Genomic DNA, 19,024 nt, shown 5'->3' with positions numbered 1-19,024 from the left:
CTGGCTCTGGCTCTGGCTCTTCAGATTGTGATTCGTCGCTCGACTCGTCAACAAAAAAATCGTCAGATTCAAAGCTTTCATCACCTAACAGCGCAGTAAAATAATCATCCAGTGCTTGTTCACTAGAGAGACTTGGCTGCGCCATTGTTGATTCTTTATTCGCGCTCATTTATCGCCAACCTTTCGAGATAAATAAGCAACTGTTTATAAGCAAATACACCACGGCTACCCGATGCAAAATGAGAGGCTGGCAAGCGTTTTAGGCTCGCGTCTCGAAACTTGGTATCAATCGGCACAGCAGACGTCCAAACTTGGTTTGGGTAATCATCTTTGAGCTGCGTTAATGTTTGCAGTGAGGCTTTGGTTCGCTTGTCGTACATCGTCGGGACAATCGTCACCTTAAACGGTGTTTTGCGCGACTTCTGCATAATGGTCAAAGTGCGAATCATGCGCTCTAAGCCCTTCATCGCCAAAAATTCCGTCTGTACCGGAATCAATATACGATCGCTTGCAGCCAATGCATTGACCATCATCACACCAAGAATTGGCGGGCAATCGATCAACACATAGTCGTAGTCATCTTTTAAAGCGGCCAAAGCACGCTTCAAGATCAACCCCATGCCGCTTCGATTTCCCATTACACGGTCTAATGTCGCCAAAGACATGTGCGCAGGGATAATATCGATACCTTCGACTTCTGTTTGTAAAAGCAAAGGTCTTACCGTCTGCACGTTAAACTCACGCAACTGGAACAGATCAAACAGGCTCGATTCCACCGTATCTGAGTCGTAACCCAGATAGGTGGTCAGTGATGCATGTGGGTCAGTATCAACCAACAGAACACGGTGCCCCTTCAACGCAAGTAAACCTGCTAGAGTCACGGTCGTGGTCGTTTTACCAACACCACCTTTTTGGTTTGCAACACTCCAAACAATCATTTCGATTTACCTAAGCTAACCCAACTTCAACCAAGATCCTTTCCGCGATGCGGTCTAGAGGGAGGTCTTCAGTAGAAATGCCAGCTTTTGCTACAGCTTGAGGCATACCATATACAACACAACTATCTTCGTCTTGTGCCCAAATCGTCGAGCCCGCAGTTTTCAACATACGCGAACCTTCTCGACCATCTGCGCCCATACCGGTCAGTATCATAGACAAAACTTTGTCGCCGTAGATCTTCGCTGCAGAGCCAAATGTGACATCCACACAAGGCTTGTAGTTCATGCGGTCGCCGCCATCGATAATTCGTAGACGTGCAGACCCTGCGCGGCCATCCACCATCATCTGTTTACCACCCGGAGCAAGATACGCCACGCCAGGTTTTAACACATCACCGTCTTGCGCTTCGCGAACTTCAATCTTACACAAGGTGTTCAATCGGCTCGCAAAAGCAGCAGTGAATGTTGCTGGCATATGCTGAACTAACACAATTGGGTGTGGATAGTTAGCAGGGATGCGAGTCAAAATCTTCTGTAGAGCAACAGGGCCGCCAGTCGACGTACCAATTGCTGTTAATTGATACTTCTTACCTGACGCTCTGAATTTCGCCGTAGATGCAACCGCAGGCTTCGCTGTCGAAGTCGAAGCTGCTGTTGAAATCGGCTGGCGCAATGGCGTAGCTGTTGAAGTCGTTGCTGTCGCTCTCGGCGTAATAGGAGCACGGCGCATAAACGCACGCTTTGCAGCAATCTGAATCACTCGCTGTTGAAGCAATGCAACTGCATCGTCGCGGTTACGTGCGATGTCTTCAAACTTCTTAGGTAAGAAGTCGAGAGCACCTGCATCTAACGCATCTAACGTTGCTCTCGCTCCATCATGCGTTAACGATGAAAACATCAAAATAGGCGTTGGAGACGCGGCCATGATCTCACGAACGGCAGTGATGCCGTCCATGACAGGCATTTCAATGTCCATCGTGATTACGTCAGGTCTTAGCTGTTTCGCTTTCTCAACCGCTTCTTTACCGTTTACTGCGACATCAATGACTTCTAGGCGAGCCTCTGAGTTGATGATCTCGCTAACGCGACGACGAAAAAAACTCGAATCATCAACGACTAATACTTTAATCGCCATATTTATCCTTAAATTAAATTCTTGACGCAGCTGCGTACTGCTTCAACAAGTCCGGCACATCTAGAATCAATGCAATGTGTCCGTCACTTGTAATTGTCGCGCCTGCCATTCCTGGCGTGCCTTGCAGAAGTTTATCAAGTGGCTTGATCACGACTTCTTCTTGACCGATAAGCGTATCGACAACAAAACCAACACGTTGGCTACCAAGTTGCACGATAACAACATGGCCGTGCCCTTTACGCAGTTCAACAATACCCGCTTTAGGTGCAAGCCAGTTTTGCAAGTAGAACAACGGAATAGATTTATCGCGAACGATGATCGTCAGCTGACCATCAACCACGTTTGTGCGGCTTAAATCTAGGTGGAAGATCTCGTTAACCGATGCCAATGGCAATGCAAATGGGTGACCCGCAACACCGACCATCAAGGTTGGTAGAATCGCTAGGGTTAGTGGAACCTTGATGGTGATCTTGGTGCCCTGTCCCATTTCTGAATCAATATCAATAGAGCCGTTCAGTGTGTTGATCGCTGTTTTCACAACGTCCATACCCACACCACGACCAGATATATCCGAGATCTGCTCTTTGCTTGAGAAGCCAGGAGCAAAAATCAGGTTGAAACACTCTTTATTTGATAAGCGAGACGCTGCATCTTCATCCATCAGGCCACGTTTAACCGCGATAGCACGAAGCTTATCAGGGTCCATACCGCCACCGTCATCAACGATAGCCAGTTCAATGTGGTCACCTTCTTGAGAGGCAGACAGAATCACTTTACCCGTTTGTGATTTACCCGCAGCAACACGGTCGTTTGGCATTTCAATACCATGGTCGACCGAGTTTCTCACCAAGTGAATCAGGGGATCAGCAAGTGCTTCTACTAAGTTTTTATCAAGGTCCGTTTCTTCGCCACGCATTTCAAGAACGATGTCTTTCTTCAAGCTACGAGCAAGGTCACGGACAACTCGTGGGAAGCGACCAAATACTTTCTTGATCGGCTGCATACGAGTCTTCATTACCGCACCTTGAAGGTCTGCAGTAACAACATCTAAGTTAGAGACAGCTTTCGACATTTCTTCGTCGTTGCTGTTGAGGCCTAGGCTGACTAGTCGGTTACGCACCAATACCAGTTCACCCACCATGTTCATGATGGTGTCCAGTGTTGATGTATCAACACGAACTGTCGCTTCAGCTTGTTGCTTCTTAGCCGGCACTTTAACTTCAGCTTTTGCTGGAGCGCTCGGTTTTGGCTCAGCTTTAACGGCAACTGGCGCGGCTGGTTGAGGTTTAGGCGCAGCTTGAGGTGCTACTGCCTTAACTTCTGCTGGCTTAGTCGCGGCATCCAATTCTTCAATCGAAGGTCCATTACCTGAGCCATGTAGTTGGTCAAGTAACTTCTCGAACTCTTCGTCAGTCATCAGATCATCGCCTTCAGACATCGCCGAAACAGGTGCTGCTGGCGGCGTTGGCGGCGTTGGCGGTGGAGGAGGCGTTGAACTTGCCGCTGTCGGGCTCTTACCCGCACCGTGCAATTCATCTAATAACTTTTCAAATTCGTCATCAGTAATATCACCACTGTCAGCAACAGACTGAGGTGCAGCGGGTGCTGGCGGCGGTGTTGGTGCAGAAGGCGCTGTTGGTGAACCACCTTTACCGTGAAGCTCATCAAGCAAGCGTTCAAACTCATCTTCAGAGATATCATCGACTGAAGATGCATTGATGTTTGAGCTTTCAGCAGTAGGTTCCGGAGCAATAACAGGCTCAGGCGCTGCAACAACAGGTTCAGGGATAATAGGTGCAGGCGCTTCTACTGGTGCCACTTCATCCGCAGACTCTGGTTTACAGAGACGGTGAAGTTCATCCAATAAAGATTGGTCGGCTGGCACTAAAGGTTCCTGATCTTGCACGGCGCGAAACTGTACATTGACTGTATCTAGCGCCTGCAGCATGGTATCCATCAAACCTGATGTTACGCTGCGTTGGCCGTTTCGCAGAATGTCGAACACATTCTCAGCACCATGACAAGTATCCACCAGCTCAGTTAATGCTAGGAAACCAGCACCACCTTTTACTGTATGGAAACCACGGAAAATAGCATTTAATAGGTCTTTGTCGTCAGGGTTATTCTCAAGCTCTACCAGTTGTTCTGATAGGAGTTCAAGGATCTCTCCTGCTTCGACTAAAAAGTCCTGAAGAATATCTTCGTCTAAATCGTAGCTCATACGTTACCTTTAAAATCCAAGACTGGATAACAAATCGTCGACTTCATCTTGAGATGCGACAGCGTCTTCGCGCTCTTCTGGGTTCATAATTGGACCTTCAGGCGCAATCGATGCTTTCTTCTCTGACTCTGGAGTTGGCTCTTTTTGATTCGCACCGAATACCGTGAGAATCTCGACCAAACGTCCTTCCACCTCATTCACCAAGGTAATAACTTTGCTGATTATCTGCCCAGTTAAATCTTGGAAATCCTGAGCCATCAAGATTTCAGTCAATTGTCCGCGTAGTTCAGTACTGTCGCCTTCTACTTGGACAAGCAATCCATCAATGCGGTGACATAAAGCTTTAAATTGTGCCAGCTCAATGCGGCCATGCATCAGTTCATTCCATTGAGGCCTTACTTGAAGTAAACACTCGTGTAGGTTGTCTGCGATTGGCATACAGCGATCGACAGCATCCATCGTCTTATTTGCCGCAACTTCCGTTTTATCAATGACATACTGAAGGCGATCCCTTGCATCAGGGATTTCGTCATTTGCGATAACGCTGATGCGTTCATCGAAATTGAATTGAGTCAAAGAGTCGTGGAGGTCGCGTGTCAGACTTCCTATTTCTTGAAGCATTGGATTGTCTTGAAGACTAAAGTTATCTTCATAAATGCTTCTCACAAGAGAATCAGCATTTTGCTGCTCATCGTTCTCAAGCAGCTCTACTAATTTTTTTGCTTGTTCTAATGAAATCATCCTGAATTCGGCCTTACTCCGCATACTTTGTGCGCTTAGGCTATCGAGATAAACAGATAACTTATCAGTCAGTGTTTACCTAGAAGTGCCTAAATTTATTGATGCTTATAAGCGATCAAAAATCTTATCAAGTTTCTCTTTCAGCGTTGCAGCAGTGAAAGGCTTCACAATGTAACCATTAACACCCGCTTGCGCAGCTTCGATGATCTGCTCACGCTTCGCTTCAGCTGTGATCATAAGCACTGGAAGGTGCTTAAGTTCTGCGTCTGCGCGAATGTGTTTAAGCAGGTCAATCCCTTGCATGCCTGGCATGTTCCAGTCAGTTACCACGAAATCAAATTCGCCTTTTTTCAGCATAGGTAACGCGGTCAAGCCATCATCTGCTTCTTGAGTGTTGTTGAAACCTAAATCGCGAAGTAGGTTTTTAACAATTCGGCGCATCGTTGAAAAATCATCAACAATGAGAATTTTCATGTTTTTGTTCAAATTAGCCTCCACTGAATAGGATCAGTGTTGTTAGTCGTTCTGTGTCCAAGCACTTAACTTAGTGCGTAAACGCTGCATAGATTGGCTCAGTATTTGGCTGACACGAGATTCGCTGACACCTAACACTTCCCCAATCTCTTTTAAATTGAGTTCTTCGTCGTAATAAAGCGAAAGCACAAGGCCTTCCCTTTCCGGAAGTTGTTTTATCGAATCGATCAAAGCTTGGCGGAATGACTCATCAGCAACCCCTTGAAAAGGCGTATTATCTTGAGAGTCTTCATTCGGAGATATTACATCATCTGAGACGCCTAAATCTTCAATTCCAACCAGTCTTGAGCAATTAATGTCAGTTAAAGCACTGTGATACTGCTCTAAACTGAGCCCCATGTGTTTTGCCACTTCGGCATCACTCGGGTCGCGGTTGAGGATACCCTCTAATTCCGCAATTGCACTGCTGATTTCTCGATTGTTCTTATGAACCGATCTCGGCACCCAGTCCCCACGGCGAATGTCATCCAACATTGCCCCGCGAATCCGAATACCAGCATACGTCTCAAAGCTTGCGCCTTTGGTACCATCATAGTTTTGTTGCGCTTCAATCAAGCCGATCATGCCAGCTTGAATTAAGTCATCAACCAATACATTAGGCGGTAATCGCCCCAACAAGTGATGAGCGATACGTTTAACCAACACAGAGTACTTCTCAAAAAAAGCCTGTTGGCTATTGTGATTAGCGTGTTGGTCGTAAGTAAGCGCTTTATTCACCAAATGGTTCCTCTATAAATTCAGTACGATTCAGCAGCCTTTCAACAAAGAACTCCAAGTGTCCGCTCGGTGTTTTTGGTATTGGCCAGGTCAAGGCTTTGTTAGCCAAAGAGCTGATTGCCAATGCAGCTGGAGAGCGAGGAAACGCATCGACTACGATTTTCTGTCTCTTGACTGATTGACGTACTTTATCATCTAAAGGAATACATGCTACGAGTTCGAGGCTCACATTCAAGAAGCGCTCTGTGACCAAAGTCAACTTTGCAAATAATTCTCGGCCTTCGCGGTAGCTTCTGACCATATTTGCAACAACTTTGAATCGCTGAACTTGGTGTTCTCTGCTTAAAAGCTTAATCAAAGCATATGCATCCGTGATCGAGGTAGGTTCATCACATACCACGACAACCACGTCTTGCGCCGCTCTTGAGAAGCTGATCACCATGTCCGAAATACCGGCTGCGGTATCAACCAACAAGATATCCATCTCGTCTTCAAGCGAACCGAATGCGCGAATCAAACCAGCATGCTGTGCGTGTGAAAGTTCAGTCATGCTTTGAGTGCCCGATGTCGCTGGAATAATTTTAATTCCGTGCGGCCCTTCGACAATCGCATCCTTAAGTTCACATTCGCCAGCCAACACATGCCCAAGGTTTCGTTTAGAACGAATACCTAGCATGATATCGACGTTCGCTAGTCCTAAATCGGCATCTAGCACCATGACTTTTTTGCCTTGGCGCGCCATGCAAATAGCCATACCTAACGTCACATTAGATTTACCAACGCCTCCCTTACCACCGGTTACAGCGATAACTTTTGTGAGTGAAGGCTTGGTTAAGCGACGGAGGCCGCTAGCTTGGTCATGTATCATATTTTCATTCATATTTATCCGCCGCCTAGAGCCCTTCAGAATCGCTATTCCAGTAATGAGGTTCATTCTCTGTAGATTTTTCTAATAGCTCATTAGCCTTAGCAATCATGTACTTTGGCTGAGCTATAACGATATCTTCAGGAACTCGTTGACCATTTGCTATGTAAGCAACTGGTAATGCATTTTGTATTACGACACTGATGAATTCACCTAGACTTAGGGATTCATCCAGCTTAGTCATGATGCATCCCGACAACGGGATTCTTCTAAAGTGTTCAATTGTTTCTTGCAGCACTTTGCGTTGCGCGGTTGCAGGCAACACAAGGTAGCTATTGATAACGGAACCACTCTCTTGCATCAATGTGTCTAACTGCTCAGATAGGCGAACATCTCGTTGTCCCATGCCTGCAGTATCGACCAGAATCAGGCGACGATTACGTAACTGATATATTACATCGGCCAGTTCGCTAGAATCTTTAGCAACTCTTACAGGACAACCCATAATTCGGCCGTAGATCGATAACTGCTCATGTGCACCTATACGATATGTGTCAGTTGTCACTAGTGCGACGTTATCAGCGCCATATTCCATGGCAGCACGTGCAGCTAGCTTTGCAACAGTCGTTGTTTTACCCACGCCGGTTGGGCCAAGTAGAGCCACAATACCGCCGCGTTTTAAAATATCTTTTTGTGTAACGGAGATTTGGTCAGCAACCAGAGCTAACAGAGCCTTCCATGCACGTGCAGGTTTAGTATCTTCAGGAATGTAGCAAGCCATTTGATCGGCAAGCTCTGCAGATACACCCATACGTTCAAGGCGCTTAATAAGCATGGCTCTCAGTGGTTCACGGCGCTCAACTTCTTGCCACATCAACCCAGAAACTTGATGCTCTAACAGACGACGAATTGAGGTCATCTCTTCGCGCATCGTTTCCATTTCAGTATCAGAACCTTTGGACTGAGTGTTCTCTCGACCACGATCATAACGGGTAGGATCCAAGCGAGGTGTCGGGCGCTCTACTCTGCGGTCTTCAGCAATCAACTTAGACAAACCCGTTTCACGAGCAAATGCAGAATCAAGATTTCCGTGAGACTGTTGGTTACCGTGAGATTGCTGATGGCCATGAGACTGCAAATTGCTTTGAGTCTGATGACTATGAGGCTTATGGCCCGTGCTTGATTGGCGATTGAGCAATGCTGACAATGAATCTTCATTTTCTGCACGATGCTGTGGCTCATCATCGGCGCCATGACTGTATTGCTTAAGCATATTCGCAAAGCGCTTAGTCATTGAGCGTCCACCTTCAACATTCGACTGTAGGCTAACCTTGTCATCGTCTAGTTGACGTCGCCCAGCAGGAGCTGCGGGCGCGGCCATTTGCGTATATTGGCTTTGTGCAGGCTGCTGAGGTTTATTTAATCTCTGGCTCGCTGTCGACGGGCTGGATTCGCCATCAATAGCGGCAACAATTTCCACGCCACCTGCGACCTTTTTGTTAGACATGATCACCGCTTCTGAACCAAGTTCTTCTTTAACTTGGAGCAGAGCCGTTCGCATATCTTTTGCAAAAAATCGTTTAATTTTCAATTCGATTGTCCGTTCTAATTAGGCGGCTTAATTACCAACAGCTTGTACTATACGTATCTGCTTTTCGTCCGGTATTTCTTGGTAAGACAAGACTCGTAAGCTTGGGATCGTGTTCTTCACGAACTTAGCCAGAGTCGAACGCAACACGCCAGAGGTCAATAGTACCGCGGGCTCACCTTTCAGCTCTTGCTCTTGTGTAGCGTGGCTGAGAGAGGTCTGTAAACGTTCGGCTAAACCAGGTTCAATACCAGCAGATTCTCCGCCGGATGCCTGCATGGTTTGATGCAAGATTTGTTCCAGCTCAGGAATCAAGGTTATCACTGGTAACTCGGGCTCTATACCATTGATTTCCTGAACAATTAATCGTTTCAATGAGATGCGAACCGCCGCAGTAAGTATGTCAGGTTCTTGACTCTTACCTGAATACTCCGACAAAGTTTGGACTATGGTTCGAATGTCACGAATTGGAATCGCTTCATTCAGCAGGTTCTGTAGCACTTTCACAACCACACCCAACTGCAATTGATCCGGTACAAAACCTTCCACCAGCTTAGGTGTTGAGCGGCTGAGCATCTCAAGTAAGTTCTGAACTTCTTCGTGGCCAATGAGCTGCGATGCGTTGTTGGTTAGCAGCTGGCTAAGGTGTGTCGCCAGTACTGTAGAAGAATCTACAACGGTATAACCTAGAGCTTGTGCGTGTTCACGCTGCTCTTCACGAATCCAAACCGCTTCAAGGCCAAAGGCAGGGTCAATCGTCGGCTCGCCATCGATCATGCCATAGACTTGGCCCGGGTTAATCGCGAGCTCCATGTCTGGCTTAATCTCAGCTTCACCCACAGCAACACCCATCAGGGTAATACGGTAGCTGTTTGGTGTCAGTTCTAGGTTATCGCGAATGTGTACCGCTGGGATCAAGAAACCAAAGTCTTGAGACAGCTTTTTACGCACACCTTTAACGCGTTCAAGCAATTCACCACCTTGGTCTCTATCAACCAAAGGAATTAAACGGTAACCCACTTCTAAACCAATAATATCGACAGGTTGAACATCATCCCAAGAGAGCTCCTTCTGAGAGCCTACTTCTCCATTCGCTTCAACTGTCGCCGGAAGGTTAGGCTCTTCCGCCTTCTTCTTGTTCTTTTTATCGATGTAATACGCCCCCGCGCCTGCAACGATGGCAAGGCTCAAGAACGAGAAATGTGGCATACCCGGAACAATACCCATGATGCCAAGGATGGCGGCGGTGATCATCAAGGCTTTTGGATTGTCGAACATCTGGAAGACAAGTTGCTCACCCATATCTTCATCAGTATTTTGGCGCGTTACCATCATCGCAGCTGCAATAGACAGTAATAGAGATGGAATTTGTGCAACCAGACCATCACCGATAGTCAGTAGCGTGTAGATTTCGATTGCTTCACCAAAACCAAGATCAAACTGAGCCATACCAATGCTCAAGCCACCAATGATGTTGATGAATAAGATTAAGATACCAGCGATCGCATCGCCTTTAACAAACTTAGAAGCACCGTCCATCGAACCGTAGAAGTCAGCTTCTTTGGTGACTTCAAAACGTCTCAGACGCGCTTGGTCTTGGTCGATCAAACCTGCGTTCAAGTCGGCATCGATTGCCATCTGTTTACCCGGTAAGGCGTCTAACGTGAAACGCGCGCTTACTTCCGAGATACGACCCGCACCTTTGGTTACAACCATGAAGTTGATGATCATAAGAATCAAGAACACCACTAGACCTACCGCATAGTTACCACCGATAACCACGTTACCGAAGGCTTCAATCACGTTACCTGCCGCGTCGCCACCTTCGTGACCATGGAGCAATACCACACGTGTCGAAGCAACGTTCAAGGCCAATCGAAGTAGAGTCGCAATCAGCAGGACGGTCGGGAATGCAGCGAAGTCTAAAGGCCTGCGGGTATATACCGAGACCAGTAGCACAACCATAGACAGTGCAATGTTGAAGGTGAAGAACATATCCAACAAGAAAGCTGGAATGGGCAACACCACCATAGCAAGCGTTGCAAGTACCATAATAGGTGCACCAATCGCAGGCATGGCACGATTAGGGATTTTAGGTAGCTTGTCCGCAAAAGGCAGGGAGAATTTCATAAATCTAGACAGTTTCGCTATGTTGTAGCTCTCTGAACAAGTGGATTAGGTCTTAGTCAGGGCTGTTTGCTATGGGCTTATAATGTTCAGGCTACTACAGCAAACACTGTACCAACATCTCACGTCAAATTATCGCCATCACCTCTATAAAAGGAAGATTAGCTAGCTCGCTATTATCAGGGTTCATCACGCAGAGCTCAAGCAATTGATCTAATGACGTAAATCAGGTGGGATCGGCATATTAGAATCTTGCAGTTTTGGTCGCTCACCACCTCGTTTTCGGTACTGTTTAAGCTGGAAAACATATGCAAGCACTTGTGCAACTGCCGTAAACAGACCGTCAGGAATTTGTTGTTCTAGCTCAGTGGTGTGATAAAGCGCCCTCGCCAATGGCGGCGCTGGAACTATATAGATGTCGTTTGCACGCGCAATCTCTCGGATCTTCATCGCCATGTGGTCGACACCTTTAGCAACCACAATTGGTGCTTTGTCTTGATTCTGCTTATAGCGCAGCGCCACTGAAAAGTGTTCCGGGTTGGTCACAATCACATCCGCTTGAGGAACGTCTGCCATCATGCGACGCTGAGCCGCTTCCCTTTGAAGCATACGAATTCGGCCTTTCACTTCCGGCTTACCTTCAGTGTCTTTGAATTCGTCTTTGACTTCTTGTTTGGTCATCTTCAATTGATCGGCGTGTTGCCAGATCTGGAACGGGATATCAATCGCCACCACAATAAGCAGCGAGCAACTGATCAACAGGATGAAATTGAGCAAGATATCCAAGGCATGGAAGATGTTCTGTGGGTACACATCCATACTCAGCTGCATTAAATCATGCTGAGAGGCTTGAATCAGATAAATCGCCATCCCCGATACGAGCGCTACTTTAAGAATAGACTTGAGCAGTTCAACCCAGCTTTGCAGGCCAAACATACGCTTGATGCCACTGAGTGGGTTGAGCTTAGACGCCTTAGGCATTGCTGCTTGCATTGAGAAGTTAATCCCACCGACACCCGCAGCGCCGATGACGGCAGCAACAAACAAGGTTATCAGTATCAAAAACAGCGGGAACAGCAGGTTCACCAGTGCACCACCAGCGATTTCTAGGAGTTTGTTAGTGTCAAAAATTTCGTCGCGACTCAAAGAGAACAGACGTTGCATGGCCTCGAACAAAGCCTTCGCCATCGATTCGCCAAACCACATTAATGCAATTGCACCGACAATAAGTACCGACGCTGACGCTAGCTCTTTTGACCTTGCAACCTGCCCTTTCTCTTTGGCCTGTTGCAAGCGTTTGGGCGTGGCGTCTTCTGTGCGTTCTTGACCGTCTGACTCTGCCATTTCAGTCTCCTAGCAATCTAACCGGATTAGACGACATATCTGTTGTTCGCCCTGCATCCAAAATAGCTCATAGTGACTATATAAGCCGCCAAGGATGTACCAACAAAGCAACAGACCCACGAGTAGCGCAAATGCAAAACCCAAAGAAAAGATGTTTAACTGAGGTGCCGCACGCGTCATTACACCAAAAGAGAGGTTAATCGTTAGCAGCGCGATAATGCCCGACAAGGACATCGCCAATGCCGTTTTGAACATGATACCGAGCCACAATGCGAGCTCTCGAAAATCAACAGAGGTCAACGATCCACTGCCAATCGGCAAGGTCTTAAAACTAAACACCACCAGCTGCAGCATTTTCAAGTGACCATCGGTCGCCAAGAAGAACATGGTCGCAAGCAGCATGAACAGTTGACCAAGTACCGGCGTGTTTTGCCCGTTAGCCGGGTCGACCATTGAGGCAAAACCCAAGCTCGATTGCATACCCAAGATCTGGCCGAGCATGACGAAGGTTTGAATCATGAACTGGGTAACAAAGCCCATGGCCACGCCAATCACGATCTGTTCAAAGACAGTCAGGAAGCCTTGAAAGGACAGAAGTTCAATCTCTTTGGGAACGGCCGGAATCGCAGGCATCACCGCAAAAGTGATCGCCAAGCCTAAATACAGACGAATACGCGGCGACACGAAGCGTGCCCCTGTTACCGTCATCACCATCAGCATCGCTGAGATGCGAGTGTATGGCCAAAAATAATTGGCTAACCACTCTAGTACAAGGCTCGTTGGGTATTCCATATCGGTTTAATACAGAACTTGCGGCAAGCGTTCGATGAGCTCAAAAAAGAACTCCATCATCATCTGGGTCATCCAGTGTGCGAATAGCATCAACGCCAACAAAGTTACGATCAAACGCGGCAGGAAACTTAGGGTTTGTTCGTTGATTGAGGTCGCAGCTTGGAAAACAGCCACAACCAAACCGATCAACAGGCTAGGAATAATGATGGCGCAAACCATGATTAATACCATCCAAAGGGCATCTCGGAACAACTCTACGAATATTTCAGGATTCATTATTCCCCCAGCTACAAGGCAAAACTGCCGGCGAGTGTGGAGAGTATCAAGTTCCAGCCATCAACCAGAACAAACAGCATCAACTTAAACGGGAGCGATACAATCATCGGTGACAACATCATCATACCCATAGCCATCAATACCGATGCCACCACCAAGTCGATGATTAAGAACGGCAAAAACAGCATAAAGCCGATTTGGAAAGCCGTTTTTAATTCCGATGTGATAAATGCTGGAATCAGAACCGCCATCGAAACATCTTCAGGGTTAGTCACTTCCGCACCAGAAATCTCAACAAAGGTTTCAAGATCTTTGATTCGAGTCTGTTTAAGCATGAAGGATTTAATCGGTTCTTGGGCAACATCAAATGCCTGTCGTGCCGAGATCTGTTCATTAAGATATGGCTGAACTGCTTGTTCGTTCACTTGGTTAATCACTGGCGACATGATGAAGAAGGTCAAGAATATCGCAATACCAATAATGACTTGGTTAGACGGTGTTTGTTGTAGACCCATCGCCTGACGCAAGATAGACATCACTACCACAATACGAGTGAACGATGTCATCAAAATCACCATCGCCGGCAAGAAGCCAAGCATGGTCATTAACGCGAGAATTTGCAGGTTAATCGAGTAGTCTTCACCGCCATTGGCATTGGTTGTCATGGTAAAGGCAGGTATGCCGCCACCATTGCCAGTTAAGCTGCCCGTGGTCATGGTTGTCGATTTGGCTTGGTCTTGTTCCATCGTGCTGATAGTCACCGATTCCGAGCCAGCGGTATTCGCAGGAATGACGGTGCCGTCTTCAGCTTGTGCAAATACCGACACACTGAATATGATTGAGCATAGGAGAGTAAGCTGAACCAACCACACTTTCACCGTTCGGAAAACTCCGGCTTGGTGAAAGTAAGATGAGTTCAAAAGTCCGTTACTTGTTTGCATCTTTTTTTATTAGCTGGGAAAGCTGACTTGAAAATGTACTTTTTTCCAGCATCTCCTGAGTAAGAGGTTTATCAAGCTTAGAGATCAGCTGAATCGATTGTGTGGTAATCCCTACCAAGAACTGTTCATCACCCGCTTGCACAATAGCGATGCGCTCTTTAGTACCAACAGGGATTTGCCTAACAATCGCCAAACCTTGTTGATTCGACATCGCAGGTACTTGCATTCGCTTGAGTAGCCAAGCAATAAATAAAATGAAGGCTATAACGAAAATTAGCGACCCAAAGGTGGTCGCTAAATCGAGAGAAGGCGGTGTTGCTGCAAAAGCAATGGAAGGAACCGTTAATAGCCCTACTCCCAAGATTCCTCGTAACAAACCTGTCATTCCGAGAGAAGAGCCCGCTAGTCTTTGAGACAAAAAGCTCATTAACGCAGCTTCTTAATTCGTTCTGTTTGGCTAATAACGTCAGTCAAACGAATACCAAATTTGTCATTTACTACAACCACTTCACCGTGAGCAATCAGAGTACCGTTAACCATCACATCTAGTGACTCACCAGCAATTCGATCAAGCTCAACAACCGAGCCTTGGTTCAATTGGAGTAAGTTACGAATACTGATCTGAGAGCGACCAACTTCCATCGAAATAGTCACTGGAATATCCATAATGGTATCCAGCTTACGACGCTCATCTTCAGAAATCGGAGATGATGAATCGGTTAGCTCATCAAGTGGTGCCGCAAGCACATCATCAACATCAATTGACGGCGCTAAAGGATCTTCACCAAGTGCTGCAGCCCATTCGTCTGCTAGCTTTTGATCTTCACTAGGTTCCATTACCAATTCCTATACTTTTATCTATTTTACTATTCGTCGTCATCATCGCTGTTTTCGAGTTCAGACATTAAGTCTTTACCTAGAAAAGCGAGATCAGTTTTGACCACACTCGGTCTTCGAATTTTTTCCGAAATCTGTACCGCAAGTTTTTCACCTGAACGTCCCATTTTCACACGATACGTTGGCAGTTCTTCGACAAACATCGTCGCGTGCTCAGGCATGTTCATGGGGATAACGTCACCAGGACGCAGCTCCATCAGATCTCGCAGGGAGATGTCTTGCTCTAACAAGTTCACACGGAAATTGACGGGCACATCCATGATCTCATCACGCAGTGCGGTGCTCCAACGAACATCGGTTTCCATTTTGTCTGATTGAACACCCGCATCAAGCAGTTCACGGATCGGCTCAACCATGGAGTAAGGCATGACAACGTGGAAGTCACCACCACCGCCATCCACTTCAATGTGGAACGAACTCACAACAATCACTTCGGTTGGGCTCACAATGTTCGCCATACTTGGGTTCACTTCGGAATCCAAGTATTCAAACTCAACCCCCATCACTGGCGACCAAGCTTCTTTGTAATCTTCAAAAACAATTTTCAGCAGTAACTGAATGATTCGTCTTTCAGTAGGCGTGAATTCACGACCTTCAATCTTGGCGTGGAAACGACCATCACCGCCAAAAAAGTTCTCTACGAGAATGAAAACCAGACGAGCTTCCATGGTGATGAGTGCCGTACCTTTCAATGGACGGAAACGAACCATGTTTAAACTGGTGGGTACATACAATGTGTTTTGGTACTCACCAAACTTCATCATCTGTACGCCGTTGATCGACACTTCAGCCGTTTTACGTAACATATTAAACAAGCTGATACGCATATGACGTGCGAAGCGCTCGTTAATAAGTTCAAGGGTCGGCATTCGACCACGGACGATTCGATCTTGAGATGAGAAGTCGAAATTGACCGCATTGTCATTTTCGGTTTCTAAGACATCTTCAACTTCTTCAACATCATCAACGCCATGTAACAGCGCATCAATTTCGTCTTGGCTTAATAAATCGGTCACAAATTACCTATTGAATTACGAAGTCAGTGAATAACACTTTTTCAATCACAGGCTGGCCAACAGCTTGAGCCAGGCTTGCTTTAATATCTTCTGTTGCCTTATTACGCAGTTCCACGCGGCCTGTTGGTGAGCGCAATTGATCAACCGTTGCCGAAGCGAACGTGGCCAGTAGCGTACTTTCTACAAGTGGAGAGTGGTAACGAGCCAGGTCTTTATTCTTACTGCCACGTACCATGAGCTGTGCTTTTATCTGAACTAGGCGATCTTTTTTGTCACCTGTCACATTAAACAAGAAGGGCTGAGGAATATTAACATACATAACCGGCTCTGCAGCGACCACAGCCGTTGCTGGCTGAGACTGAGATTCAGAGGCGCTATCGTCAGAACCTAAGAAAAAGTACAGCGCACCACCTATACCAAGCAGTAACACAACTACGGCAATAATAATTATAAGGAGCTTGCTCTTCCCTTTAGGTGCATCTTGTTCTTCGGCCATATCTTACTCTAACTTCCTGTTCTTGCGATTAACTGATGGTTCTTTTTATTAACTGGTTTTTTCTATTAACCAAGCGTTCTTAGCCTGATATTAGGCATAATAACTAATTCCATCACGCTTTGATGCGACATTCAATTCAAGATTGCTGCCACTATCAAGGTTTTCATCACCTTGCGTATCATTTGTGCGGTTAGCGCCGGATTGTTGCTCACCATTGTTGTATCTATCTTGTCCCTGACCGGAGTTCTGTTGTTGAACAGACGAATCGGCAAGCTGCAGACCTTGCTGAGCAAGCATCTCTCTCAAGCGAGGTAAGGTTTGTTCAATCACATCTCTCGCTTGCTGATTACTCACGGTAAAGTGCACGTTTGCCACGTCATTATTCATGGTCATGCGGATTTTCATTTGGCCCAATTCTGGTGGGTCGAGACGAATGTCCAAGTTCTTAAGGTTCTTAGACATCATCATTTGTACTTTTTCAGCCACTTGCTCATTGGCTAGCTCTTTGGTGAGCTGTAAGGGCGCTTGTTGAGCAGCTTGAATTTCAGCTCGCGTAGGTGCTGAACCCACCGTTACCGTACCTTGTGCACTAGCCGCTGAAGCGATCTGCTGAGCAAAGGTCGAATCTTTAGAATCTTCTTTAGCATCCGCTTTACCCAAACCAGACAGTGCTGCTGCACCGGCGCCCGCTTTAAGAAGCGTATCAGTTGAGCCTGCTTTTGTGGCAGCTGGCGTTGCATTCATCGCCATTCCTTGCGCGGTTAAAGCTGGATCCAACGTTGCTTGCTGCTGAGGTGAAGCCACATTAGCTTGTTGAGCTGCGGCCTGTTGGGCTGCATGTGCATTATTGGCGTGCAGCATTGCCGCCTTGTCCGTAAGAGCATTGTTTGCTGATTGAGAAGCGGCCTGCGCTGACACTTGTTGTGTAGCCGTCGCTACAGCTGCTGTTGATGCTGCCGCAGCTAAGGCTTTAGTTTCGCTTGAATCCGTATTATCCCAATCGATAGCAGTGGGTTCACCAGACGCACTGTTCGCAGCCTTAGCTTGTTGTGTCGCCTTATCCGTAACGGAAACTCCTGCAACAGAAGCACCGGTGATATTACCTTGGGCTTGTTCTACCTGACCTTGCTGAGGCAAGCCTTTGCCGTTTGGCGCTTGATTTAGGGTTTTGTTTGCCTCATCCAATTGACCAAGCAATTTATTGCCTTCGCTCATCGCTGCATTGGCTTGCGATGCCTGCGTAGCACCATCTACCGCTGATGGACCCTGAGTTTGGGATTGAGCAATATGTTCTTTAGACTCGTTAGTCGTATCCTGCGCATCTTTACCATCTGCCTTATCTGCAACAGTCTTATCAGCGACAGTGCTATCAGTGCCCGAATTGGCTTTGAGCTGAGCCTCAGATCCAGACGCAGCCTCTGCTGATGTTTTATCAGCAGCTTTCTCGCCTTCTACTTCTGAAGCTGCTTGCTTGCTTTGCGCTTCGCTCACTTCGTCAGTAGCCTTTGATTCAGCGGAATCACCTTTGTTCGCTTCGGCTGACGCTTCACCTTCGGTAGATGTCTGTTTAGTATCAGGTTTCGCAGTGCTTTCTGTGTCTTTTGCTGCGACTTTACTGTCACTTTCTTCAAAGCCGAGCGCTTCTTTAAAGGACTCAAAGAAACCTTTAGAGTCGCCGGTTTCTTCTACCTTGGAAGAGGCAGAACCGGTGTCCAACAACGATGACATTTTGTTGGTCGCTGAATTTGAGGAAAGACTAACATTCATATATACAAGCTCTATCTACTAGCTTTGCTGCCATGAATCAGGCAACAAAAAGAAAGTCGGATGCTTTTCATGCCTTTGGTGGGCATAACGCGCAATTTTATATAAAACGGAGCAAGAAACATGCCTATAAGTTCGGTTTTCACAATATAGAGAACAGCACTGACGTCATTCGTGGCTTAGGATCACATCTTCTTTCGGCTGTATAACAGAGTCGAAAACTCATCCATTTGCTTTTGTTCTCTTCGATCTTGCAGCTTTGCTTTCTCTTTCTGCTTTTTCTCCATCAACCACTCGTAGGATTTACGTTTTTTGCGTAACTCCATCCAGTAGCTTTGGCAGTTGTCGACTTGATTTTTAAAGTGGTGCTCGGCTTCTCTCTGTTTGGATAATGTTTCATCCAACTGAGTTAAGAAGCGGTTCAAGTGACCATATTGGCTCGCCGTTAAGCCTGCCTTGCCGCGGTCAACGAGCTGCTGACAGTAATCCAGTCGATACTTTTCAATCTGCGCAACCTGCTCATAGTAGCCTTGCAGCTCAGAGTTCGCTTTGTTGAGCGCAAGTACCGCTTGGTTCTCTTGATCTTTGGCTTGATCGAGCAAAAATTCTAATGCGTTATCCATGACTAACCT

General features: G+C 46.7%; 19 protein-coding genes and 1 pseudogene. All 20 read right to left on the bottom strand.

Annotated features, from left to right (window positions below):
• A pseudogene (locus AB4161_RS19590) lies at nt 1-169 on the bottom strand (chemotaxis protein CheW); the annotation flags it as partial.
• Entirely contained in the window at nt 156-938 is a 783-nt protein-coding gene (locus tag AB4161_RS19585; RefSeq protein ID WP_017071206.1) for a ParA family protein, read from the bottom strand. The gene AB4161_RS19585 and the pseudogene AB4161_RS19590, both read right to left, overlap by 14 nt.
• A 10-nt stretch (nt 939-948) precedes the next feature.
• A complete protein-coding gene (locus AB4161_RS19580; protein ID WP_017071205.1) occupies nt 949-2,073 on the bottom strand; it encodes a chemotaxis response regulator protein-glutamate methylesterase in 1,125 nt (374 codons plus the stop codon).
• Nucleotides 2,074-2,086: 13 nt separating this feature from the next.
• On the bottom strand, nt 2,087-4,294 hold the full coding sequence (locus AB4161_RS19575; RefSeq protein ID WP_372083988.1) for a chemotaxis protein CheA: 2,208 nt from the start codon (nt 4,292-4,294) through the stop codon (nt 2,087-2,089).
• A 9-nt stretch (nt 4,295-4,303) separates the two neighbouring features.
• A complete protein-coding gene (locus AB4161_RS19570) occupies nt 4,304-5,035 on the bottom strand; it encodes a protein phosphatase CheZ (RefSeq protein WP_017064113.1) in 732 nt (243 codons plus the stop codon).
• Between the two features lie 105 nt (nt 5,036-5,140).
• The gene (cheY, locus tag AB4161_RS19565) at nt 5,141-5,509 is read right to left on the bottom strand and encodes a chemotaxis response regulator CheY (RefSeq protein WP_016767062.1); all 369 of its coding nucleotides are present in this window, start codon (nt 5,507-5,509) and stop codon (nt 5,141-5,143) included.
• Between the two features lie 42 nt (nt 5,510-5,551).
• A complete protein-coding gene (locus AB4161_RS19560; RefSeq protein WP_017060667.1) occupies nt 5,552-6,286 on the bottom strand; it encodes an RNA polymerase sigma factor FliA in 735 nt (244 codons plus the stop codon).
• Nucleotides 6,279-7,166, bottom strand: a complete 888-nt coding sequence (locus AB4161_RS19555; RefSeq protein WP_017060668.1) for a MinD/ParA family protein — start codon at nt 7,164-7,166, stop codon at nt 6,279-6,281. The genes AB4161_RS19560 and AB4161_RS19555 overlap by 8 nt, the downstream gene beginning before the upstream one ends.
• 13 nt (nt 7,167-7,179) lie before the next feature.
• Nucleotides 7,180-8,742, bottom strand: coding sequence for a flagellar biosynthesis protein FlhF (gene flhF, locus AB4161_RS19550; protein WP_029235190.1), 1,563 nt, complete (start codon nt 8,740-8,742; stop codon nt 7,180-7,182).
• 27 nt (nt 8,743-8,769) lie between these two features.
• On the bottom strand, nt 8,770-10,869 hold the full coding sequence (gene flhA / locus AB4161_RS19545) for a flagellar biosynthesis protein FlhA (protein ID WP_136979579.1): 2,100 nt from the start codon (nt 10,867-10,869) through the stop codon (nt 8,770-8,772).
• 210 nt (nt 10,870-11,079) lie between these two features.
• Nucleotides 11,080-12,210 carry a flagellar biosynthesis protein FlhB gene (flhB, locus tag AB4161_RS19540; RefSeq protein ID WP_017060671.1) on the bottom strand — a complete coding sequence of 377 codons (1,131 nt, stop codon included), beginning with the start codon at nt 12,208-12,210 and terminating at the stop codon, nt 11,080-11,082.
• A 9-nt stretch (nt 12,211-12,219) separates the two neighbouring features.
• The gene (gene fliR, locus AB4161_RS19535; RefSeq protein WP_017060672.1) at nt 12,220-13,002 is read right to left on the bottom strand and encodes a flagellar biosynthetic protein FliR; all 783 of its coding nucleotides are present in this window, start codon (nt 13,000-13,002) and stop codon (nt 12,220-12,222) included.
• Nucleotides 13,003-13,008: 6 nt separating this feature from the next.
• Nucleotides 13,009-13,278, bottom strand: a complete 270-nt coding sequence (gene fliQ / locus AB4161_RS19530) for a flagellar biosynthesis protein FliQ (protein ID WP_029235191.1) — start codon at nt 13,276-13,278, stop codon at nt 13,009-13,011.
• A gap of 11 nt (nt 13,279-13,289) precedes the next feature.
• A complete protein-coding gene (gene fliP / locus AB4161_RS19525) occupies nt 13,290-14,219 on the bottom strand; it encodes a flagellar type III secretion system pore protein FliP (RefSeq protein ID WP_372083986.1) in 930 nt (309 codons plus the stop codon).
• Nucleotides 14,206-14,646, bottom strand: coding sequence for a flagellar biosynthetic protein FliO (fliO, locus tag AB4161_RS19520; protein ID WP_050652153.1), 441 nt, complete (start codon nt 14,644-14,646; stop codon nt 14,206-14,208). The genes fliP and fliO overlap by 14 nt, the downstream gene beginning before the upstream one ends.
• Nucleotides 14,646-15,056, bottom strand: a complete 411-nt coding sequence (gene fliN / locus AB4161_RS19515) for a flagellar motor switch protein FliN (protein ID WP_004736208.1) — start codon at nt 15,054-15,056, stop codon at nt 14,646-14,648. The genes fliO and fliN overlap by 1 nt, the downstream gene beginning before the upstream one ends.
• Nucleotides 15,057-15,085: 29 nt before the next feature.
• The gene (fliM, locus tag AB4161_RS19510) at nt 15,086-16,132 is read right to left on the bottom strand and encodes a flagellar motor switch protein FliM (protein ID WP_372083985.1); all 1,047 of its coding nucleotides are present in this window, start codon (nt 16,130-16,132) and stop codon (nt 15,086-15,088) included.
• A gap of 7 nt (nt 16,133-16,139) precedes the next feature.
• Nucleotides 16,140-16,628, bottom strand: coding sequence for a flagellar basal body-associated protein FliL (fliL, locus tag AB4161_RS19505; protein ID WP_372083982.1), 489 nt, complete (start codon nt 16,626-16,628; stop codon nt 16,140-16,142).
• Between the two features lie 90 nt (nt 16,629-16,718).
• Nucleotides 16,719-18,395: a flagellar hook-length control protein FliK gene (locus tag AB4161_RS19500; protein ID WP_372083979.1), complete on the bottom strand. Its 1,677-nt coding sequence runs from the start codon at nt 18,393-18,395 to the stop codon at nt 16,719-16,721.
• 182 nt (nt 18,396-18,577) lie between these two features.
• Complete coding sequence (fliJ, locus tag AB4161_RS19495) at nt 18,578-19,015, bottom strand: flagellar export protein FliJ (protein WP_017060679.1); 438 nt, start codon at nt 19,013-19,015, stop codon at nt 18,578-18,580.
• Between the last annotated feature and the right edge of the window lie 9 nt (nt 19,016-19,024).

It is taken from the genome of Vibrio sp. 10N.286.51.E5 (assembly GCF_041469125.1).
In the GTDB taxonomy this organism is placed as follows: domain Bacteria; phylum Pseudomonadota; class Gammaproteobacteria; order Enterobacterales; family Vibrionaceae; genus Vibrio; species Vibrio crassostreae_C.
The sequence above is the reverse complement of the archived record's forward strand: the minus strand, read 5'-3'. Positions and strand labels throughout refer to the sequence as shown.